The organism is Streptosporangium sp. NPDC020145, assembly GCF_040631275.1.
Classification (GTDB): Bacteria; Actinomycetota; Actinomycetes; order Streptosporangiales; family Streptosporangiaceae; genus Streptosporangium.
Genome location: NZ_JBEXZT010000011.1, coordinates 81,132 through 103,063 on the forward strand (window position 1 = coordinate 81,132; position 21,932 = coordinate 103,063).

Below are 21,932 nucleotides of genomic sequence, written 5' to 3' on the forward strand. Positions count from 1 at the left end.
ATGCACCGACCACGCGCCCTCTCCATCTACGACATCGGCCGCACACCGATGTACGCCTCCCAGTACGACCAGCGCTTCTCCTACTGTCTGCACGTCCCCGAGGACTACGGCGCCGACCCGGGCAAGGTCTACTCCCTGGCGGTCCTGGTCCACGGGACCGAGCGGGACGTCCAGACCTACCGGGACGCCTTCGCCGACTTCGCCGAGGCCAACGACTGCATCGTGCTTGTCCCCCTCTTCCCGGTCGGCATCCCGGACCCCGGCGAGTTCGACGGCTACAAGTACCTCAGACACGGCGACATCCGCTTCGACCTGATCCTGCTCGCCATGGTCGAGGAGGTCACCGGCACCTACCGTGTCGACAGCCGGCGTTTCCTGCTGTTCGGTTTCTCCGGAGGCGGCCACTTCGCCCACCGGTTCCTCTACCTGCACCCGGAGCGGGTGCGCGCGGTGACGATCGGGGCGCCGGGGGCGGTCACGCTGCTCGACGAGAGCCTGCCCTGGCCCGCGGGGATCGGTGGCACCCTGGAGACACTGGGCAGGCGGGTCGACCCCGCCGCGCTGCGCGAGACGGCCGTCCACCTGCTGATCGGCGCCGAGGACACCCAGACCAGGGCCATCCGTGTCCGCACCGGGCATCCGGCGTGGATTCCGGGGGTGAACGACGAGGGAGTTCCCCGCACCCGGCGGATGCTCGCCCTGAAGCACAGCCTCGAACGGCACGGCCTGGCCGTACGGTATGACGTGGTTCCCGGTGTCGGGCACCACGGCCCCTCCCTGTTCGGCCAGGTGAAGGACTTCTTCACCCATGTCCTGACCGCCGACGCCCGCGCCCCGAGCCGCTGAGCCTCAGGAGTCGCCGGGCAGGGAGTCGAGCCAGCCCAGGAGGCGGTTTCCCTCGCGGACCATGATCTCCGGGTCGCGCAGGGCGTTGGTCAGCAGCGACATGCCCTGGTAGGCGCCGACGAGCGTGAGCGCCAGGCCGTCCGGATCGGGGGCGCCCAGTTCGCGGAACTGCCGCTCGGCCCAGTCGAGCAGCAGCCGGATGACCCTGCCCGCCTCGACGTCCATGCCCCCGTCCTCGCGTTTGTCCAGCTCGACGGCCAGGGTCCCGGTCGGGCAGCCGTAGCGGGCCGCGACGTCGCGCTGGCCGATCCAGCCGCCGACCAGGGCCTTGAGGCGTTCGCGCGGGTCGGGAAGCCTGTCGAGTTCGTCGGTGAGGCCCGCCAGGTGCCCGGCGTGCTCGGCCAGGGCCGCCTGGACCAGCGCGTCCTTGGTCTTGAAGTAGTAGTACACGTTCCCGACGGGGACGTCGGCGGCGTTGGCGATGTCGGCGATGGTGGTGCGCTCCACGCCCTGCCGGTGCAGGACCTGGGCGGCGGCGACCATCAGCTGCCGCCGTTTGCCCGCCGATTTCTTTGAGTCAGCCACCTGACTAACAATAGTCGATCCCTGTGGCTATCGTGGGGACATGACCATCGAGGCGATCGGCGACTCCACCCGGCGGCGCGAACGGCTCCGTGACTTCCTGCGCGCCCGCCGGGCCCGGCTCACCCCCGGCGACGTCGGCATCCCCACGGCCGGACGACGCCGGACCCCGGGGCTGCGGCGCGAGGAGGTGGCGCTGCTGGCCGGGGTCGGGGTCTCCTGGTACACCTGGCTCGAACAGGGCCGCGACATCACCGTCTCGACCGGCGTGCTCGACGCGATCGCCGGGGCGCTGCGCCTGGGCGAACCCGAACGGGCCCACCTCTACTCCCTGGCCGGTCTCAACCCGCCGCCCGCCGGGCGGACGCCCGCGAGCGAGGTCACCCCCGAGCTGCGGCGCCTGCTCGACGGGTGGGAGGGACGGCCCGCGGTGCTGCGGGACAGGAACTGGGACGTGCTGGCGTTCAACGAGACGGCGCGGAGCGTGTTCGGCTTCGCCGAGGGGGCCGCCCACAACTGCCTGGTCACCTTCTTCACCAGCCCCCGCTATCTCGCCATGCGCGAGACGTGGGTCTCGGCCGCCCCCGCCGTCGTGGCCGCCTACCGCGCCGACTGGGCGCGTTTCCCCGGCGACGCCGGATTCGAGCGGGTGGTCGCCGACCTCGGCGTCGTCAGCCCCGACTTCGCCGAACTGTGGGAACGCCACGAGGTGGGCGTCCCGGCCCAGGCCGTCAACGCCCTGCGCCACCCCCGGGCCGGTGAGCTGTTCTTCGACGCGACGACCCTGACGGTCGCCGACCGTCCCGGCCTGAACCTCGTGCTGTACGACCCCCGCCCCGGCACCGGCGAGCGTCTCGCCGCCCTGACCCGCACGGCCTGAACCTGGTGGTACCACACCCACGACAGGCGCGCACTGTATGCCCGCGCGCCGTACCGGCACGCTGGACCCATGACACGGTTCTCGGGAAAAGTCGCACTGATCACCGGCGGTACCAGCGGCATGGGCCTGGCCACCGCGCACCGGCTGCTCGCCGAAGGAGCCCGGGTCGTCGTCACAGGCCGTGACAGGGTACGGCTGGACGCCGCCGTGGCGAGCCTCGGCGACCGGGCGTTCGGGGTGGCCGGCGACGCGGCGAACCTCGCCGACCTGGACACACTGGCCTCGACCGTCCACGACCGGTACGGCGGGCTGGACGTGGTGTTCGCCAACGCGGGCGTCGGCGCCTTCCAGCCCTTCGGCGACGTCACCGAGGCCGAGTTCCACCGCGTCGTGGACATCAACCTCAAGGCGGTGTTCTTCACCGTCCAGAAGACGCTTCCCCTGCTGTCCGACGGGGGATCGATCGTGATCAACGCGTCGTTCGCCCTGCACCGTGGAACGCCCGGCACGGCCCTCTACTCGGCGGCCAAGGCCGCGGCGCACAATCTGACCCGGACCCTCGCGGCCGAGCTGGCGCCACGGCGCATCCGGGTCAACTCCGTGAGCCCGGGCACCATCGACACCCCGGCGTTCCGCACCGAGGTCTCCGCCGAGGCCCGGGCCTCCCTCGCGGCCTCCATCGCCGCCGGACGCGTCGGCACCGCCGAGGAGGTCGCCGCCGTGGTCGCCTTCCTCACCTCCGGCGAGGCCTCCTACGTCAACGGCCAGGACATCCTCGTCGACGGCGGCCTCGTCAACTCCACCCCCGCACCGGTGCTGTGAGTCCCGCTCCCGGGCTCAGCGGTCCTTCCTACGCTTGGCCTTGCCGCTCACGCCGCCGAACAGCGCCAGGCCCTTCACCACGACCACCGGCGCCGACGGGTCGATGTCCGGGCCGCCGTGCACGTCGAAGCCGCCGAAGATGCCCACACCCTGGCAGCGCACCTCCACCCCCTCGGGCACGATGATCTCGGCCCCGCCGAAGACGGCGTTGATCGTGATCTCGATCTCCTTCGCCTCGAACTCGGCGTCGGTCATGTCGAACCGCATCCCGCCGAAAAGGGCCAGACCCCTGATGCGCCGCCGTACCCGCCAGCGGCCCTTGCGGTCGGCGCCGCCGAAGATGGCGATGACGTTCTCGGGTTCTGAGTTCGTGCCCGGGACGTAGGACACCGGGCTCGTGGCCGGACGGTGCCGCTCGACCTGCAGATCGCTGGTGAGAACCTCAAGTTCCCCAACCGTCTTGGCCTGGTAGAGCCTGTCCAGGCGTTCGGAGTACTCCTCGTAGGCCAGCTGACCGGTGCTCAGGGCCTCACCGAGCAGGGCGGAGACCTGCTCCCTGTTGCTGTCCGAGGCGCGCAGGTTCGACGTCTGGGGGTCCCTGCGCTGAGGGAAGTTTTCCATGAAAGTCACGATAGTTCTCATTTATCACGACAGAGAGCGCGTAAAAGGGGCCGGGTCTCCGTACCGGCTCGCACCCCGTCACCCCGAGCCCGGCGGCTGAAGGTTACGGCGCAGGTCACCGGACCGGTCCGGCCTGCCGTTCACGGCACTTGGGAGGCGGTGCGCGTGCGCCGTCGCGGGCCGGTCGATCATGGCGGTCTCCGCGCGCGGCCGCCGACCGGAGCGCCGCCCGTCTGATCACCGAACAAGCCCGTTGGGCGCCTTGTCTGATAGATCCAAAATGTGATCATTGTCGGGATTTGTTGATCGTTCACCTTCACTACACGCACGCGCAGTGAGCCGTTCCACCCGCCGTGATTTCTGTGATCAGCACACTCGAATCACCTGAAACGGCAGAAACATGACGCGCAGCAGCGCACCACGACCCCCTGCCTGGCCCGGTGCGATCACCGCGATCGCACTCACGGCCGGCGCACTCGTCGCCGCGCCGGCCTCCCCGGCCTCGGCGGCCCCGGCGGCCTCGGCGACCGAGAACCGGCCGACCTACCTCGGCAAGTCCCTGTACACCGGTGAGTTCCACGCGCACACCGGAATGAGCGACGGAGCCGAGAACCCGAGCGCGGCGTTCACCTACGTGCGCGACAAGACGGACGCGGACTTCTTCGCCCTCACCGAGCACGACGTGATGTGGGACATCCGCAACGGCGACGACTTCATCAAGGACTGGCGGGACGCCGACTCGGACGAGTGGCGCGCCCTGCACGAGCTGGCGGACAAGTTCAACGCGTCCCAGACCGAGCTCACCGTGGCCCCCGCCATCGAGAACACCTGGTACGACGGCACCGGCCACATCAACCTCTTCAACACCAGCTGGCACGCGACGGCCAGGGCCACGGAGAAGGGCACCGTCGACGGGTTCGCCAACGGCTTCGGCGTCGGCGACATGAAGTACGACTACTTCACCTACCTCGCCCGCCTCAAGCAGGACCCGAACGCGATCGGCCAGTTCAACCACCCCTCACCCACGGGCAAGGGCGAGTTCTTCGGCTTCAAGGGCCTGGACAGGACCGCCGACGAACGCATGGAGCTGATCGAGGTCAAGTCCCCGGACCAGGCCAGGGAGTTCCAGAAGGCCCTTGACGCGGGCTGGCACCTGTCCCCGGTCTGGAACGGCGACGAGCACTCCGCCACCTGGGTCACGAGCAACCCGTCGATCACCGGCATCTGGGCCAGGGGCAGGAGCCTGGACGACCTCTACGCGGCGATGCGCGACCGCAGCACGTACTCCACCGGAGACGTCAACGCCGTCCTCGCCTTCGGCGGCAACGGCAAGCTGATGGGCTCGATCCTGCCCGCGGGCACCACCACCCTGGACGCCGAGCTCCAGCTGAGGGACCCCGACGCCAAGGACTCCTTCACCGGCGCGCAGCTGATCACCAACGGCGGGAAGGTCGCCCACGACTTCGGCAGGCTGAGCGGCAACGACCTGACGCTGAAGAAGAAGCTGGACGTCAAGGACGGCGACTTCTACTACGTCCGCGCCGACCAGGCCGACGGCAACTTCCTGGTCTCCGCCCCGATCTGGATCGGCGAGACGACGAGCGGCGCGAACTACGCCCCGCAGATCACCGTCGCCGACGTGCCCACGACCGCCCGGTACGGCCAGGCGGTCACGCTGCCGCAGGTGAGCGCGACCGACGACTCCGGCGGGCAGCCGACCACCGCCCTTGAGGTGTGGGACTCCGCGGGCCAGGTCCCGGTCAAGGACGGCGCCTTCCAGATCCGCTCCTACGACGACACGTTCGTCGTCGTGAAGGCGACCGACGACAAGGGCAACACCAACGCCGAGCTGCGCCGGATCCAGATCGACCAGAGGACGCAGGACCCGGCGGGCGTGTTCCGCTTCACCAACAACGTGGCCGTGGGCGCCGAGCCCGGCACGGCGGGCATCGCCGTCACGACCGACCGGGACATCCAGCGCGTCTACGCGCAGGTCCTGCCGGAGGGCGGCGACGACTGGTCCAGGGCCCAGGTCCTCACCTCGACCGGCGACAGCCCGTACGAGACGTCGACCGTCGGCAACGACGAGCCCAAGTTCCAGCACTCCGTCACGGGCCAGACGCTGCGCTCCCACGAGTTCCGGCTCACCGGCCTGAAGGTCGGCACGTCCTACCGGTACCGCCTCGGCGTCACCAGGAACGGCGCCGCTCCGAAGGCCGCCGACACGGCCGCCTGGACGGACGTCAAGGGCCGGTTCCTCGCGGGCGGGACCGACAGCGAGCCCGTCTACATCCTCGGCGACGTCCAGGTCCCCGACAGCAACGCCGACAGCCTCAAGCTGCCGGGCAAGGTCCTCGACCAGCTGAAGGCCAAGGCTCCCGGCGGCGGCACCGTCATGCAGCTCGGCGACCTCGTCGAGGACGGCGGCCGCACCAGGATGTGGAGCGAGATCAACGACGCGCTCCTGTCCGGCCTCGACACGCAGTACGCGGCTGTCAAGGGCAACCACGAGACCTACGAGGACCCCGACTACAACTCGGTCGCCGTCGAGCCCGCCTCGATCTTCACCAACATGTTCGCGCTGCCCAAGAACGGCGCCGTGGGCGAGGCCAACTACTCGTTCGACCGCGGGCAGATCCACTTCTCCGTCCTCAGCTCCACCGCCCGTCTCGACGACCAGCTCGCCTGGCTGGTGAAGGACGTCCGGGCCTCGGACAAGAAGTGGAACGTCGCCCTCGGGCACTTCTCCTACTACGGCGGCCGCCACGGGGCCGACGCGGGCATGGACATCGACCGCGAGAAGGTCACGCGCGTCCTCGACCAGCTCGGCGTCGACATGTACATCGGCGCTCACGACCACGTCTACAAGCGCTCGACGATCTACGAGGGCCGGCTGGCCCGGACGCCGGAGGAGACGGCCGAGGGCACCACCTTCGTGACGATGGGCTCCTCCGGCCCCAAGTTCTACGAGAACGCGAAGCACTGGTGGGACGACAAGGTCGACGACGAGGACATCCAGATGGGCGGTGTCCTGACGGCCACCGACGCGGGCCTGCGACTGACGGCGTACAAGATCGACGGCCGGGTGGTCGACGACTTCACCGTCACCAAGCCGCAGGGCACCTGGAAGGTCTCCTCCGCCGAGATCAGGAACCGTGAGCTGGACGGCGTCGGACTCATCTCCTCCCCGGGCAGCCTCGACAGGCTGACCGTCATGGCCGCGACGTACGACGCCTCGCAGCAGAAGATGATCGACGTGCGCTCGGCCGACGTCACGCTCAACCACACCGGCCGTGAGCAGTACATCCGTTTCGACAAGCCGCTCGCGGTCGCGCCGAGCTCGACCGTCAGGCTGTTCGTCTGGGACTCGCTGAAGTCCGGCAAACCGCTGCGGCCCGCCGTGACCCTGCGCGAGGGCCTGGCCGGTGACGGCACCGCCCAGACCCCCTACCTGATCGACTCCGCCGACGACCTGGCGAAGATCGACAACGACCCGGCCGGGCACTACAGGCTCGCCGGCGACCTGAACCTGAGCGGCCTCGGCCGTTTCCAGATCGGCCGCACGATCGCCTTCACCGGCGTGTTCGACGGCGCCGGGCACACCGTCTCCGGCCTGTCCGCGATCCCCGGCCAGGGGCCCGGCCTGTTCGCCGACAACCACGGCACGATCGTGAACCTGGTCGTCAACGGCGAGGCGACCACCGACCGCACCCCGGCCGGTCTCGTCGCCGACATCAACCACGGCACGATCGAGCGGGTCCGTGCCGACGGGTCGCTGACCGCCGCGAGCTATGTCGGCGGCATCACCGGCCACCAGTTCGGCATCGTCCGCGACAGCGTCTCGACGGTGAACGTCAAGGCCACGGCCCAGTACGTCGGCGGCGTCGTCGGCGTCGCCATGGGCGGCTCCGTCACCCAGAACGTGCTGGCCACCGGCTCGGTCACCTCGGCCGGGGCGTCGGCGGGCGGCATCGCGGCCTACGGGTACGACGCGACCGAGATCAGCCACTCGGTCGCGCTGAACTCGAACGTCTCCGGCACCAGCTACGCGCACGCCATCCTCGGCCGCGTGCTCGCCGGGCAGACGGCCTCGCTGGAGGACAACCACGTCAGCCGGGCCGTACCGATCAGTGGGCAGACGCTGACCGACCCGCCCGCGGCGGGCAACCAGAGGGGCAACGTCGTCCCCCCCGCCGAACTCCGCAAGCAGTCCTTCTACGAGGCGCGCGGCTGGGACTTCACCAACGTCTGGCAGTGGAACGAGACCGGCGCGCGGCCGACCCTGAAGGTGGCGCCCGAGACGCTGCAGGCCGGTGAGGCGCCCCAGCTGCCGAAGGACGACAGGGGCTTCCACATCGTCAAGAGCGCCGACGACCTCGCCCAGATCGGTACGCACCTCTCGTATGACTACGTGCTCGGCGCCGACATCGACCTGAGCGGAAAGCCGTTCACCACCCTGCCGGGCGCGTTCACCGGTGAGCTGGACGGCGCGGGCCACACGATCAAGGGCCTGACCTCGACCGGCGGCCTGTTCACGCAGGTGTCCGGAAACGTCCACGACCTCGCGATCGTCGGCGCCAAGGTGACCGGAACCACCGCGCGCGCGGGCATCCTGGCGGGCGCGAGCACCGGCACCGTCGAGCGTGTGTGGGTCTCCGGCTCGGTGACCGGGGCCTCGCGGGTCGGCGGTCTGCTCGGCGACTCCCAGGGTGTCGTCCGTGACGTCTACTCCACGGCGGACGTGCACGCGCTGTCCACCGAGGCGGGCGGGGTCATCGGCGTCGCGCTGGCGGGATCGCTCACCGAGCGGGCCTTCGCCACGGGTGCCGTCCTCGCCGACGGCCGCAACGACGGAGGCGTGGCCGGGTACGGCTACACCGGCACCACGATCCGGAACTCGATCGCGCTCAACCCGACCGTCACCGCGCCGTCCTGGGCGCACCGCTTCCTGGGCCGGGTGCTGGCGAACAACGTCGCCACGCTTGAGGGGAACTGGGCGGTCGAGACCCTCCAGGCCACCACGCAGCAGGAGACCACGATCGGTCCGGCGACGCTCAACGGCGCCACCGCGACCAGGGACGAGGCCCGCAGCCAGGACTTCTGGACCGGCAAGCTCGGCTTCGACCTCACCACGGTCTGGAAGTGGGACGAGGACGGCAGGCGGCCCGTACTGCGCGCCGTACCCGAGGACGTCCCCCCCGTCTCCGAGCCCGAGCCCACGGGCCCGGCTCTGGCGCGGGACACCGACGGCTTCTACCTCGTACGGCAGGCGGCCGACCTGGGTCAGATCGCCGCCCACCCGGCGGAGAGGTTCCGGCTCGCCGCGGACCTCGACCTGACCGGCGTCGCCCCGATCACCCCCGCGTTCACCGGCGAACTGGACGGGGCGGGACACACCCTGAGCGGTTACACCTCCTCCGTCGGCGGCCTGTTCACCTCCGTCACCGGCAAGGTGCACGACCTGACCCTCGCCGGGGCCTCGGTGAACACCACCACGGGGAACGTGGGTCCGCTGGCCGACCGTCTCGACGGCACCGTTGAGCGGGTCGCCACCAGCGGCTCGATCGTCGGCGCCACCACGGTCGGCGGCATCGTCGGCTACAGCTGCGGCGTGCTGCGCGACTCGTGGTCGGCGACGACCGTCTCGACGACCGGCGGCAAGTACGCGGGCGGACTCGTCGGCATCGCCGGCGGCGCCACTCAGTGCTCCGCGAGCGGCGGCAGCCTCACCGAGCGGAACTACGCCACCGGCGCGGTGACCGTACCGAAGAGCGAGGCCGCGGCCGGCATCAGCGGCTACGCCTACACCGGCACCACCATCCGGAACAACGTCGCGCTCAACCCGACGGTGACCGCGACCGGATGGGCCCACCGGATCGTCGCCCGCACCCTGAACGGGGGCGCGCCGACCGTCGAGCACAACCTCGCCGTCGAGACCCTGGTCGCGTCGGTGCAGAGCATCGGCTCCACCGCGCCGGAGAGCTTCAACGGCACCACCGTCACCGTCGCGCAGGCCGCCGACCCGGCCACCTACGCGTCGATCGGGTGGGACCTGGAGAAGGTCTGGCGGTGGGACACCGGCCTCGGCCGACCGGTCCTGCGCGCCGCCCTGACGGCACCCGCCACCGCGCCGGAACCTGCGAGCCCTGCCGCCGAGAACCCCGCCACGGAGGAGACCGCGACGCCTGCCGCGGCGGCTTCGGCGGAGTCCGCGGCCTCGGCGCGGACCGTCGCGTTCACCACCGTGGTCCCAGCGGCGGCGGCCAAGGCCACCGAGACCGACGGCATCCGCCACCAGGCGGTCGTGAACGACAACGGCACCGTCACGGTGACGGTGTCAGCGGGGGCCGCCACGGCGGCCAAGCAGCTGTCGTTCCTCCTGCTGAAGGCCGGCGCCCCCGCGTCGGCTCCGGCCGGAGGCGACATCGCCTATCTCGGGGAGGCCCGCCTCGACGAGCAGGGCAACGCGACGCTGACCGTGCTCCTGAACCAGCCGGACGGGACGACCCTCGCGCTCAACACCTCCGGTGACACGAAGCGTTACCTCGCCCCGCTCCTGTCCCGGGTACCCGAGCCCACGGGGATGAGGGTGCTCCACGACACCGTCACCGCCACGGTCAAGACGCAGGGGAACGCCCCCGCCCAGGTGACGATCACCCTGATCTGCACGGGCAAGGGCAAGTGCCAGGAGGATGTCACCGTCTCCCACGGCGGCCGTCCTGTCGACGACAAGAAGGTCACGCTCCAGCCCGGCAAGACCCGGGACCTGAAGCTCAACCTCCGCGACGAGGCCCGCGCCGCCCTCCGCGCCGGCAAGTCGATCGTCCTGGACGTCCGGATCGGCACGGCCCCGGCGGTCCAGGTGAAGGTCAACCCGTAAGGAGGCCCCGGCCTCTCCGACGACCCGAAAGCCCATGGCGCCCGCAGCCTTCTCGGCTGCGGGCGCCATGGCGCATCAGGGCGACGCCGCGACCAGACCTCCCCGTACGGGCATGGGCCGCGCCCCGACCGGCCGTGCCCATAACGCCCTCTCCGCCGACCCCACGGTCTACACGCAACACAAGGTTGCGCATCACTGATACGACCACTAGGTTAATGCGCAACCGATGGTTGCCTATTGGAGGTCCGTGGTGGAGTTCGGAAAGCTGGAGCGTGAGATCCACATCGACGCGGCGCCGGAGGTCGTGTTCGATGTGGTGAGTCGTCCCGAGCACATCAAGATGTGGTGGTCCGACGACGCGTCGTTCGAGCCCGAGCCAGGCGCCGTCGGCGAACTGGTGTGGGACGTCCCCGACGTGGTCGAGTCGATCACGGTGGTCGACGTGGACCCGCCCCGCAGGTTCGCGATGCGCTGGGTCGCCCCTGACGGTCAACTGCCCGATGCGGGCAACTCTCTCCTGATCACCTTCGAGCTCGAACCCTCCGGCGACGGCACGATTCTGCACCTGACCGAGAGCGGCTGGCGGGAGAAGGGCTGGGAGGCCGCCGTGCTTGAGAAGGCCTTCCACGAACACGAGCACGGCTGGGACACCTTCCTTCCCCTCCTGCGGAGCTACGCCTCTTCCGTGGTGGCGCGATGACCGTCGCCGTCGACGACGAACTCTGGTCGGCGATCGGCGACCCGATCAGGCGCCGTCTGCTCGACCTGCTGCTCGCGGAAGGCGTCGGTACGCCGACCAGCCTGAGCGATCGTCTCCCGATCTCGCGCCAGGCGGTCACCAAGCATCTGAACGTCCTCGATCGCGCGGGCCTCGTGCGCGCGACACCGATGGGCCGCGAGCGACGCTACGAAGTCGACGAGGCACAGCTCGCCCGCGCCGTACGGCAGCTGAACGAGGTCGGCAGAACCTGGGATGTACGGCTGAACCGCATCAAGCGCATCGCGGAACAGATCCAGCGTCAGAAAACGACTGACCAACAGATCGACGTACCCGTGTGCCGGTGGCGGTGATCTCCGTCCCGGACGCCTGAACCGACGGTGCCGGTGTGCCATCGAGCCCGTGTAACCGTCCGAAGAATCAACCACCTTTGGGGGACAAACATGAGTGGATCGCTGCTCGGCGACAGGAACGCTGTCATCTATGGGGGCGGGGGCGCCATCGGCGGCGCGATCGCCCGGGTGTTCGCCCGGGAAGGCGCGAGGGTGTTCATCGCCGGACGGACACAGGAGAGGCTCGACGCCGTGGCACGTGACATCGCCGCCACGGGCGGAGCGGTCGAGACCGCGCAGGTCGACGTTCTCGACCAACAGGCGGTCGAGAAGCACGCCGACACGGTCGCGGCGACGGCCGGCGGCATCGACATCGCCGTCAACGCCGTGAGTGTCCCGCACGACCAGGGGACCTCGCTGGCGGATCTCTCGCTGGAGGAGTTCATGCGGCCGATCGACGGCTATCTGCGGGCGCTGTTCATCACGAGCAAGGCTGTGGCACGGCACACGGGTCGCGAGCGGCCCGGCGTCATCCTGACGCTGTCCGAGCCGGGTTCCAAGCTGGCTGTGGGCGGCATCTTGGGGCACGCCGTGAGCGCGGCGGGCAAGGAGGCCTTCTCCCGGGTTCTGGCCGCGGAACTGGCGCCGGGCAACGTCCGGGTGATCGGCATCCGTCCACACGCCGCCGTCGACGCGCCCGCGGCGGGTTCCCACACCAAGGACCTCTTCGAGCAAGCCGCGACGGCGGCCGGGCAGTCGGTCCAGGAGCTGCTCGAAAGCGGAGCGATGGCGCAGGGAACGCTTCTGAAGAGACTGCCCACGCTCTCCGAGATCGCGGAGACGGCCGCGTTCCTGGCTTCGGACCGAGCCGGAGCCATGACCGGAACGATCGCCAACCTGACCGCCGGCGCACTTGTCGACTGAGACCGCCGCATCCGATCAACCCGACGACTTCGTTCCCCGCACCTCCTGGGCGTTCCGCCCAACGCCCAGGCCGTCGCCGACGCGGGCTTCCCGGTGGTCGTGACCTGCCCCTACGGGCGGTCAGGCGTCCGGATCACCGCCGTCCAACCGTCTTGAACGCCGGCAGCACTCGGTAGGCGCACGCACTTACCCATCTCAGCCGGAGAAGCCGTCGCCAGAGCGCAAGCGGCGGTTGAACGGCTCAACGCCCCAGACGTCCGGCATGGGAACTCCTCGACTGGTGCCGACAAGCTTGGTCCGGAGAACCTTGCCCGCCAGGTCGCAACGCTCCGCCGGTTCCAACTGGCGTGATCCGGCCCACCGGGGTGAGGCGAAAGATCCCTCCATGGTGTGATCTGGGTGATTGGCGGTCTCCATAGACTGGCCGGATGGCTTCTCCCCCCGCCCAGCGGGCGCGGCTGCGGCCCGTCGCCCGGCTGGGCCGCGCGCTCACCGCAGCCGTGTGGACCGGCAGGGCCGGTCCGTCGCACCCCCGCCCCCGGTGGCTGACCCCCCGCGTGCCGGGGTTTCTGAGTCTGCTGCCGTTCCGCACGATCAACCTGGTCCTCGTCGCCGATCTCGTACTGGCCTTCATCCTGTTCCGCTCCGTGCAGGCGCTCATGAGGCACGAGTCGCTGTATATGGCGACGCCTCTGGACGAGGGAGAGATCGCGTTCATCGCCCTGACCTCCTCGCTGCCGCTGGCGCTGCGCGACCGCTGGCCGCTGATGGCCTGGCGGCTCGCGGTGGTACTGATTCCCTGGGGGATCGTCACCCGCGGCCAGGACCTGGAGGCGGCCTTCTCCGCCGACGCCGTGATCATGTACCTGCTGGTGGTCTACGCGGTCGCGGTCCGCTGCGAGCGGCACGTCATCATCGGTGTGTGGATGATCTCGGCTGCCGCCCTGTGGATCCTCGGCATCCAATCCGACCCCAGCCTGCCCGGCGTGACGTTCATCGGCATCGCCATGGTGACCGTCACCGTCCTGTTCGGCTACAACGTCCAGGCCAGGAGGACGGCCGCCGGGCGGCTGGCCGAGGAGGAACGGCGCAGCGAGCAGGCGCTGGCCGGGCAGGCCGTCCTGGAGGAACGGGCCAGGATCGCCCGGGAGCTGCACGACGTGGTGGCGCACCACATGTCGGTGATCGCCATCCAGGCGGAGGCCATACCACTGCAGGCGCGGGAGGACGCGCGGCTGCTGGAGGAGGGGCTCGGCGAGATCCGCGCGCTCTCGCTGGCCGCCATGACCGAGATGCGCCGCGTGCTGGGCGTGCTACGCGACGGGGACGGGCGTACGGACACCGCGCCGCAGCCGGGCCTGGGCCGCCTGGAGGAGCTCGCCGCCACCGCGCGCTCCGCGGGGCTCTCCGTGGAGCTCAAGCTGGGCGGCGACCTGCTCGACCTGCCCACCGCGGTGAATCTGTCGGCCTACCGGATCGTGCAGGAGTCGCTCAGCAACGCCATGCGGCACGCGCCCGGCTCGGCCGTCACGGTGAGGATCCACCGCTCGGGCGACGAGCTGAACATCCACGTGGCGGACGACGGCGGGGACCGCGCCTCCGCGGAGGCGGCGAAGGCGGGGCGCGAGAAGCACACGGGACACGGCCTGATCGGGATGCGGGAACGGGCCGCCATGCTCGGCGGGAGCGTGTGGGCGGGACCGACGGGAAAGGGCTTCGCGGTCACCGCGATACTTCCGATCGCTGAGGAAACATGACGATCAGGGCATGGTCAGAACCGGCTTCACCGTGTTCCTGGACGCCCGGTCCGACATCGAGGCGGTGAACGGGCGGGAGGCTGTCGAGCGCGTCACCGAACACGAGACCGAGGTGCTCGTCCCCATCGCCAGGGGCCGCTCCGACCAGGAGATCGCCGAGGAGCTCGTACTCTCGGAGCAGACGGTCAAGACCCACATCGGCCGATCCCGACCAAGCTGAACCTGCGCGACCGGGCCCAGGCGATCCTGTACGCCTGCGAGTCCGGACCGGTCCGCTCCGGCGAGTGAGATCCCCAGGGGACCGTCCCACGCCCCGCTCCCCCGGGACGGCGCCGCCTTCCTCCCTCCGGGGGGTGATGTGAAGGTGAGCACCGCGGTGTGACGCGAGTTACCGATCTTGATTCGTAGCGTCCTGTCTCGTTCCCCCGAACCGGACAGGAGGCCTCCGTGCTCCGCTCCTCGCTCGCCGTCGCCACCGCCGCAGCGCTCACCTACCTGGCCGTCCCCTCGCCGCAGGGTGACCGGATCATCCAGGTCTACGGCGATCTCAGTACGGCGGAGCACGTGGCCGTCATCGTCCCCGGCGCCGACACCACGCCCGCCACCTTCGACGGCGGGCGGGCCAAGCCGTACAGCACCCCCGGAGGCGGGGCGCGGGCGGTGCTCGCCCAGGCGCGGGAACTGGATCCGGCAGCCCGGCTGGCCGTGGTCGCCTGGCTCGGGTACGACAGCCCGGCGACCATCAGCCTGGAGTCCGCCACCGGCTGGGCCGCGGAGAAGGGCGCCCCGGCGCTGCGGCGCTACGTGAACGAGACGCTCCGCGGCAAGCGGGTCAGCCTGCTGTGCCACAGCTACGGGTCGGTGGTGTGCGCCAAGGCCGCGCCGGGGATCCGGGCGGACAACCTGGCCGTGTTCGGCAGCCCCGGGCTCGGCGTCTCCTCGGCGGCCGAACTGGGCGGGGTCCCCCTCTGGGCGGGCAGCGGCACGGAGGACTGGACGCGCGACATCCCCAAGATCAAGCTCGGCCCGCTGGGCTTCGGCCGCGATCCCGCCGAGCCCGGCTACGGTTCCCGGGTGTTCGCGGCCGGCGCCGCCGGGCACAGCGACTACCTCGCCCCCGGCGGCGAGTCCCTGCGCAACCTCACCCTGATCGCCCTCGGGCGGACCGCCGAGGTGTCCCATGCGTGACCCGGCCGGGCGCCGTACGGCGGCGCGGGTCGAGGCGATGACGCCGCCGGGGCGGGACCGGGGGGTGGACGCGCTGCGGGCGCTGGCGATCGCCGGGGTGGTGCTGGGGCACTGGCTCGTCACGGCGTGGGTGCCCGGGCCCCGGGGGACGGTCGCCGTCTCCAGCCCGCTCGCGTTCATGCCGGAGCTCGCGCCGCTGTCGTGGGTGTTGCAGACGCTGGCGGTGTTCTTCTTCGTGGGCGGGTACGCCGCGGCACGGAGCCTGCGGACTGCGGGTGATCGGGCGGGGGCGGAGACGGCGGGACCGGCGCGGACGGCGGGACCGGCGTGGGTGCGGGCCAGGATGGGGCGGCTGCTGCGGCCGGTGGGCCCGCTCCTGCTGGTCTGGGCAGGGATCGCGGCGGGGCTGGCGCTGCACGGCGCGCCGTACGCGACGGTCAGGGCGCTGGCGCTCCCGGCGCTCGGACCGATCTGGTTCCTGGCGGTCTTCGCGGCGCTCACCGCCGCCACTCCCCTGCTGCTGAGACTGCGGCCGGGTGTCACCGCCGTCTCGGCGGCCGCGGTGGTGCTCGTGGTGGACGCGGTCAGGTTCGGCCTGGGCGGGCCGGCCTGGCTGGGGTGGGTGAACCTCGCGGCCGGGTGGCTGGTGCCGTACATGCTGGGGATGGGCTGGGCGGGCGGCGGGCTCGCCTCCCGGCGGACGGCGGTGGCGCTGCTGGCCGGAGGGGCGGCCGGGGCGGCGGTCCTGGTGGCCGGGTTCGGCTATCCCGCGAGCATGGTGGGCGTGCCGGGGGCGAGGGTCTCGAACCTCAGCCCGCCCACGCTCGCCGCCGTCGCCTTCGGGCTCGCCCAGGTGGGGCTGGCGCTGCTGGCGCACGGGCCGCTGGGGCGGCTGATGCGCAGGCCCCGGCTCTGGGCCGCGGTGGCGCTGCTCAACCTGTCCGCTATGACGATCTTCCTCTGGCACCTGACGGTGGCTGCCGTGACCGCCCTGGCCGCACTCCGCTTCGGCGCCGTCCCAGGACTGCTCACCCCGCCCGCCCACCTCTCCTGGCTGCCGGAGCGCCTGGGCTGGCTGCCGGTGTTCGGAGGGCTGCTCGCCCTGGCGGGGGCAGCGGCGAAGCGGTTGAATGCCAGAGTGTCGCGATCAGCTTGACGCGGTCTTCGCATGTTTGTGACGCTGTGCCACGAAAGGCCCCTGCGGCTGGAGTCGCCCCAGTTCGGTAGACACATCAGGGCTTGCACAGCCGTCTTGATGGACGTTCTTGAGGACCTGTCGGCACTCGTATACCGAGCATGCCTCCATTTGATCCGATCGCGGAGAACGCGAACGTGGTCGAATCTCTGACCTTCCAATTGCCCCGCGACCCACTGGGCACACGATCGTCGGGATCGAGCTCCCGTAAGTGGAATCGGAGGCTCTTGACGGCCTTCCGCTCGCGGACCTCGCGCCTCTTGGACAGAAAATCGCCCGGCAGGTTGTGACACACGTCAGCGATCATGCGCATGTGTTCCAGGTGCCTCATCGCCGTATCGGTCTCCCCATCGGCCAACGCGCGCTCCGCCAGGTGGCTGACGGCACGAATCTCCACGAACCCCTTGGCCATCAAGCCCCTGACGGCCTCCTGCGCCGAACCACGTTCCAATCCGGCGGGCCGGTCACGCGCTGTCCGTGTGTCTTCCGAGAACGTGTGGCAGACACAGTGGCCTTCACGCTCTTCAACGCAGCGCGGGTGACCGCAACCGTGGTCATGCCGGTGATCACGGGACCACACATGGAAGTCCCGCGCGGTGTCAACGGCGCGAACCGTCCGAAGCGCCCTGGGCAACGTCGTGCCCCGGCCCGAACCTTTCGCCTCTGACCAGGGAAATAACCACACGCACGTCAGCGCGCCATGAACGAACCTGAAACGGAGGCCGGCGACTTACTGCCGCCGAGATCAAAAAAGCCCCGAACGACTTCGTTCGGGGCTTCCCTGCTGCTCAGCTGCTGTGGTCAGGGGCAGGGTCGAACTGCCGACCTTCCGCTTTTCAGGCGGACGCTCGTACCAACTGAGCTACCTGACCTCGGTGGTGGATCGAACACCTACCAGAGCGGTCCTGACGGGACTTGAACCCGCGACCTCCACCTTGACAGGGTGGCGAGCACTCCAAACTGCTCTACAGGACCTTGCTTTTGTCGGAAGTTTTCGCTTCCGTCTTTCTTGCCTTGCTTAGCTTACCAGTTCTTCGGAGGTCTTCGACCTGCCGTTTCCCCGGTGAGCTTTCGCTCAGCAGGTGCCCCCAACGGGATTCGAACCCGTGTCGCCGCCTTGAAAGGGCGGTGTCCTAGGCCACTAGACGATGGGGGCTCGGAACTGGCGTCCCGCTCCGTTGCCGTCTTCCGCTGGAGACCTCTGAAGCATAGGGGACTTTTGACCCCGATGCCAAAGCGGCGTTCCGGCTAAGGCGGCGTGGCGCCGACGGTCGCCCCCGTTGGAGACGGGGAAACAGTCGGCCCAGGAGAAATTGTACGGCCAGGGGCGCTCTCGACGTGACGCTCGATCTGGACGGATTGCTCTCCCAGCCCTCCCAGGGTGATGTCGTCCCAGGCCCGCAGGCGGTGTGACTTGCGATCGAAGTACAGCACCGAGGCCGCGACGGGGGTCGGTTCGTCGTGTTCCAGGGCCCGTAGACCCGCCCCGCCCGTGGAACCCTGGACGAGCAGCCGGGTACCGGAGGGCAGCAGTTCGGTCGATCTCTCGTGGGAGTGTCCCGCGAGAATCATGGGCGTCCGGCCGGAGAACTGCCTGGCGATCGTCGGGTCGTGCACGGCGACGAGGTCGACGGGCTTGCTCTCCAGGGCGAGCCTGGCGGCGTGCTCACGCCCGGTGGCCGCAAGCGCCTCCAGGTCCGAGTCGACGGAAACGGACTTGTCCGGGGTGAACCGGGGGTCGCCGAGCCCGTAGATGCGCAGCCCGGCCACGGTCTTGACCTTGTCGTCGAGGACGACGGCGCCCTTCTGCTTCGCGACCGCCTTCTGGGTCGAACCGGAGTCGTGGTTGCCCCTGACGAACACGTACGGCAGGCCGAGCCGGCCGATCTCCTCGGCGAACTTGTCCTCGGGGCCCGTCCCGTGGTCGGTCAGGTCACCGGTGTCCACGACCGCGTCGATCTTGAACTGCTCGGTGAGCGAGCGGATGACGTTCCAGGCGATCGGATTGAGGTGGATGTCCGAGACGTGGAGGATCCTGATCGAGGCGGGGTCGGAGTCGTACAGCGGCAGGGCCGAGACCGTGTCGTAGAGCTGGGAGACGTTGTTGACCAGCTTGGCGAGCTGGGTCCGGTACGACTCGAACCGCGTCACGATCGACTCGGCGTCACCGACCAGCGAGGGCGCCCCGGCGAGCAGGCCGGTGTACTTCGGCTCGACCACCGCCCTCGGGTGGAAGGTCAGCGCGACGGCCGCGCCCGTACCCGCGATGGCGACCGTGGCGCTCAGCAGGCCCGCCAGCGCGGGACCCGGCCTGCGGAAGACGATCAGCGAGCCGAGCAGGCCGCCCGCGAGACCGCACACCAGAGCCCTGACAACCAGGGTCCTGACCCCCTCACGCAGCTCCTTCTCCATCATGCTGGGCAGGTGGGAGGACATCCGCGGGTTGTCCAGGATCATGGCGACCCTGCTGGTGTTGATGTTCTCCAGGGTGACGCGCAGGCCGACCGGCGCGTCGTGGGTGTCGAACAGCAGCGTGCCGAACGGATGCGCGTCGAGGACGGTCTCCCCCGTCCAGGACGGCTCCGCCGTCATACCGAGTTCCACGGGGCCGACATTGGCGCGTACGGGGCCACCGAGCATGATGCCGAGCCAGGCCGAGGCGATGGACACCGCGACGACCGCCACGCCGCGCGTGACGCGCCCCACGGCGAGGCTGCGAAGCCCTCCCTGGGCCCGCTTTGTGAGGCTTCTGAGCTTGCTGAGATCCATCCGCTCCGCCCTCTACCCGGAAACCGGGGGCACAATGGCGGGTGTGATCGAAGTCTCGCGAGAAAGGTTCGAGGAGCTCGTGGCCGAGGCTCTGGACACGATTCCTCCCGAACTGACGAGAGTGATGAACAACGTGGTCGTGGTGGTTGTGGACGATCCGCCCGAACCCGATCTTCTTGGGCTGTACACCGGGATTCCACTCACCGAACGCGGGGACTGGTACGCAGGAGTACTACCCGACCGCATTGAGATCTACCGTAACTCCATACTTTCTATATGTAAGTCCGAAAGTGACGTGGTGAACGAGGTCCGCATCACCGTGCTCCATGAGGTGGGCCATCACTTCGGTATCGACGACGACAGGCTGCACGACCTCGGCTGGTGATCGAAACGACACAACCTCCCATGCAGGGAAATATCATGATATTTCGCCACGCTGTGCATGGGCTTCGTCGCTTTCGGTTGCGCAACGGCGCTTCAACGGGCACCGTAGGTTACATACTGACCACCCACAGTCAATGTGCTTGCAGCCCAGCGGAGTCATATGGCGGCCACCCGGCCCGGTCGGCTACCCGGGCGGCACCGCCGCCCCACCGAAGCCCAAGTGACATATGGCGAGATAATCGCCATCGGAGAGTTTCGCGCGCTCTGGATGGCCCAGGGGCTTTCCCTCCTGGGTGACCAGCTCTCCCGAGTCGCGTTGTCCGTGCTGGTCTTCCAGCGCACGGAGTCGCCTCTGGCGACGGCTTCGGTCTATGCCCTGACCTATCTTCCCCCGATCATCGGCGGGCCGCTGCTCTCGGCACTCGCCGACCGGCACGCCCGGCGACACATCATGATCGTATGCGACCTGCTCAGAGCACTCCTGGTCGCGCTCATGGCGATCCCCGGCACACCGTTCGCGGCGCTGTGCGCCCTGGTCTTCTGCGTGGTGCTGCTCAGCGCCCCGTTCTCCGCCGCCAGGGCCGCGCTGTTACCCGAGATCCTTGAGGGCGACCGCTACGTCGTGGGTTCCGCCCTGCAGAACATGACCAACCAGGGGGCCCAGATGCTGGGCTTCGCCCTCGGCGGCGCCCTGATCATGGGTATGGGACCGTACCGGGCGCTGGCTCTGGACGCGGCGACCTATCTGGCCTCGGCGTTGATCCTGGTCTCCGGCATACGGCGCCGCCCCGAGCCCGTCCGCGACGACACGGCCTCGCCCTCGATGTGGACCATGACCCGTGCGGGCACCAGACTCGTCTTCGGCGACGGACGACTGCGTACGCTCGTCATGTTCGCCTGGTTGTGTGGCTTCTACGTGCTTCCTGAGGGGATCGCCACCCCCTACGCCGCGACGCTGACCGACGATCCGGAGCGGATCTCCTTCGTCGCGGGCCTGCTGATGGCCGCGATGCCCACCGGGACGGTCGTCGGCGCCTTCCTCTTCGGCCGATACGTCACCCCGTCGAGCCGGCTGCGTCTGATGGGCTGGCTGGCGATGCTGACCTGTGCGCCACTGATCGCCTGTGCCGTACGGCCGCCGCTGGTCGTGGTGCTGGTCCTGTGGTTCCTGTCGGGGGTCGGCGGGGCCTACCAGCTCGCAGCGAACGCCGCGTTCGTGCAGTGTGTCCCCGCCGAACGGCGGGCTCTGGCCTTCGGGCTCGTGCACTCGGGCCTGCTCGCGTCACAGGGCGTCGGCATCCTGGTGGGCGGCGCCGCCGCCGACAGACTCGGCCCTGAGGTCGTGGTGGCACTGGCCGGCGCGGCCGGTCTCCTTCTGGCGGCCGCGCTGGCCGTGCTCTGGGTCCGATCCCGCCAGGAGATCATCGAGATGGCTCGCACGGAGACGTCCGCCTGACTCACGCCTGAGGGGCGGGGCCGCCGTTGTCTCGCTGGGCCGTACCGGGGGTGGGGTAGGGAGCGACCGGGTCCTGGTGGGTGGGGTACTGCGGGGCCTGCTGGTAGGGGGCCTGCTGGTGCGGAGCCTGGTAGGAGCCGTTGTGACCGGCGTTCCTGCTCCAGTTCTCGGCCTTCGCCCACCCCTGCTCGGCCTTGGCCTTGGCGTCCAGCCACACCGGGTTGTCCTTGTTCTTGGCGACCAGGTCCTGCAGGATCGAGGAGTCCTTGCCCTCCTCGGGCAGCAGCAGCCAGCCGACCGCGTAGATCCCGACGCCGAGACCACCGAAGAAGGAGGCGACGGCCAGGGCCGCGCGGATGATGTTGGGGTCGACTCCGACGTAGTGTCCGAGCCCGGAGGCCACACCCGCGATGACGCGCCCGTTCCTGGTCCTGCGGAGCTTCTTGACGCTTGAGAACTCGTTTTCGTTCATGTCTTCAGAATGCCCCTGAAGGGACATCGCTCACATCGGGATTCCCCCTGGGAGGACCCTGACATCCTTCCTGAGACGCCATCAATACCCTGACAGGGGCCGACGA

17 protein-coding genes and 3 tRNA genes are annotated in these 21,932 nt (G+C 69.8%); 13 read left to right on the forward strand and 7 right to left on the reverse strand.

Annotated features, from left to right (window positions below):
- Positions 1-846, forward strand: a complete 846-nt coding sequence (locus ABZ463_RS21400; protein WP_362778227.1) for a hypothetical protein — start codon at positions 1-3, stop codon at positions 844-846.
- A gap of 3 nt (positions 847-849) precedes the next feature.
- On the opposite strand, the gene ABZ463_RS21405 is transcribed toward ABZ463_RS21400, so the two are convergent.
- On the reverse strand, positions 850-1,431 hold the full coding sequence (locus ABZ463_RS21405) for a TetR/AcrR family transcriptional regulator (protein ID WP_362778229.1): 582 nt from the start codon (positions 1,429-1,431) through the stop codon (positions 850-852).
- Between the two features lie 40 nt (positions 1,432-1,471).
- Here ABZ463_RS21405 and ABZ463_RS21410 point away from each other — a divergent pair, with 40 nt between their 5' ends.
- Complete coding sequence (locus tag ABZ463_RS21410; protein ID WP_352015288.1) at positions 1,472-2,308, forward strand: helix-turn-helix transcriptional regulator; 837 nt, start codon at positions 1,472-1,474, stop codon at positions 2,306-2,308.
- Between the two features lie 69 nt (positions 2,309-2,377).
- Positions 2,378-3,130, forward strand: coding sequence for a glucose 1-dehydrogenase (locus tag ABZ463_RS21415; RefSeq protein WP_362778231.1), 753 nt, complete (start codon positions 2,378-2,380; stop codon positions 3,128-3,130).
- A gap of 15 nt (positions 3,131-3,145) precedes the next feature.
- Here ABZ463_RS21415 and ABZ463_RS21420 read toward each other — a convergent pair whose 3' ends face one another.
- Positions 3,146-3,751, reverse strand: coding sequence for a DUF1707 domain-containing protein (locus ABZ463_RS21420; RefSeq protein ID WP_352015290.1), 606 nt, complete (start codon positions 3,749-3,751; stop codon positions 3,146-3,148).
- 400 nt (positions 3,752-4,151) lie between these two features.
- Between ABZ463_RS21420 and ABZ463_RS21425 the strand changes: the two genes are divergently transcribed.
- From ABZ463_RS21425 to ABZ463_RS21460, 8 genes are all read left to right on the forward strand, one after another.
- On the forward strand, positions 4,152-10,631 hold the full coding sequence (locus ABZ463_RS21425) for a metallophosphoesterase (protein WP_362778234.1): 6,480 nt from the start codon (positions 4,152-4,154) through the stop codon (positions 10,629-10,631).
- A 250-nt stretch (positions 10,632-10,881) separates the two neighbouring features.
- Complete coding sequence (locus tag ABZ463_RS21430; RefSeq protein WP_352015292.1) at positions 10,882-11,331, forward strand: SRPBCC domain-containing protein; 450 nt, start codon at positions 10,882-10,884, stop codon at positions 11,329-11,331.
- Complete coding sequence (locus ABZ463_RS21435) at positions 11,328-11,702, forward strand: helix-turn-helix domain-containing protein (protein WP_362778237.1); 375 nt, start codon at positions 11,328-11,330, stop codon at positions 11,700-11,702. Before ABZ463_RS21430 ends, ABZ463_RS21435 begins: the two co-directional genes overlap by 4 nt.
- Positions 11,703-11,792: 90 nt before the next feature.
- Positions 11,793-12,605 carry an SDR family oxidoreductase gene (locus tag ABZ463_RS21440; protein ID WP_362778239.1) on the forward strand — a complete coding sequence of 271 codons (813 nt, stop codon included), beginning with the start codon at positions 11,793-11,795 and terminating at the stop codon, positions 12,603-12,605.
- Between the two features lie 428 nt (positions 12,606-13,033).
- A complete protein-coding gene (locus ABZ463_RS21445) occupies positions 13,034-14,362 on the forward strand; it encodes a histidine kinase (RefSeq protein WP_362778242.1) in 1,329 nt (442 codons plus the stop codon).
- 10 nt (positions 14,363-14,372) lie between these two features.
- Positions 14,373-14,582, forward strand: coding sequence for a LuxR C-terminal-related transcriptional regulator (locus ABZ463_RS21450; RefSeq protein ID WP_362778245.1), 210 nt, complete (start codon positions 14,373-14,375; stop codon positions 14,580-14,582).
- A 227-nt stretch (positions 14,583-14,809) separates the two neighbouring features.
- A complete protein-coding gene (locus tag ABZ463_RS21455; RefSeq protein WP_362778248.1) occupies positions 14,810-15,550 on the forward strand; it encodes an alpha/beta hydrolase in 741 nt (246 codons plus the stop codon).
- Entirely contained in the window at positions 15,543-16,706 is a 1,164-nt protein-coding gene (locus tag ABZ463_RS21460; RefSeq protein WP_362778251.1) for an acyltransferase, read from the forward strand. Before ABZ463_RS21455 ends, ABZ463_RS21460 begins: the two co-directional genes overlap by 8 nt.
- Before the next feature lie 837 nt (positions 16,707-17,543).
- Here ABZ463_RS21460 and ABZ463_RS21465 read toward each other — a convergent pair.
- The 4 genes from ABZ463_RS21465 to ABZ463_RS21480 form a co-directional block, all read right to left on the reverse strand.
- Positions 17,544-17,617 (reverse strand) — tRNA-Phe (locus ABZ463_RS21465).
- A gap of 28 nt (positions 17,618-17,645) precedes the next feature.
- Positions 17,646-17,720: transfer RNA gene (locus tag ABZ463_RS21470), tRNA-Asp, on the reverse strand.
- 108 nt (positions 17,721-17,828) lie between these two features.
- Positions 17,829-17,901, reverse strand: a tRNA-Glu gene (locus ABZ463_RS21475).
- 92 nt (positions 17,902-17,993) lie between these two features.
- Positions 17,994-19,514, reverse strand: a complete 1,521-nt coding sequence (locus tag ABZ463_RS21480) for a metallophosphoesterase (RefSeq protein WP_362778254.1) — start codon at positions 19,512-19,514, stop codon at positions 17,994-17,996.
- 43 nt (positions 19,515-19,557) lie between these two features.
- On the opposite strand from ABZ463_RS21480, the gene ABZ463_RS21485 reads away from it, so the two are divergent.
- Both ABZ463_RS21485 and ABZ463_RS21490 read left to right on the forward strand, forming a co-directional pair.
- Positions 19,558-19,899 carry a metallopeptidase family protein gene (locus ABZ463_RS21485; RefSeq protein ID WP_352015300.1) on the forward strand — a complete coding sequence of 114 codons (342 nt, stop codon included), beginning with the start codon at positions 19,558-19,560 and terminating at the stop codon, positions 19,897-19,899.
- A gap of 219 nt (positions 19,900-20,118) precedes the next feature.
- Positions 20,119-21,354: an MFS transporter gene (locus tag ABZ463_RS21490; protein ID WP_362778258.1), complete on the forward strand. Its 1,236-nt coding sequence runs from the start codon at positions 20,119-20,121 to the stop codon at positions 21,352-21,354.
- Between the two features lies 1 nt (position 21,355).
- Here ABZ463_RS21490 and ABZ463_RS21495 read toward each other — a convergent pair whose 3' ends face one another.
- On the reverse strand, positions 21,356-21,826 hold the full coding sequence (locus ABZ463_RS21495) for a PspC domain-containing protein (protein WP_352015302.1): 471 nt from the start codon (positions 21,824-21,826) through the stop codon (positions 21,356-21,358).
- Positions 21,827-21,932: the final 106 nt, after the last annotated feature.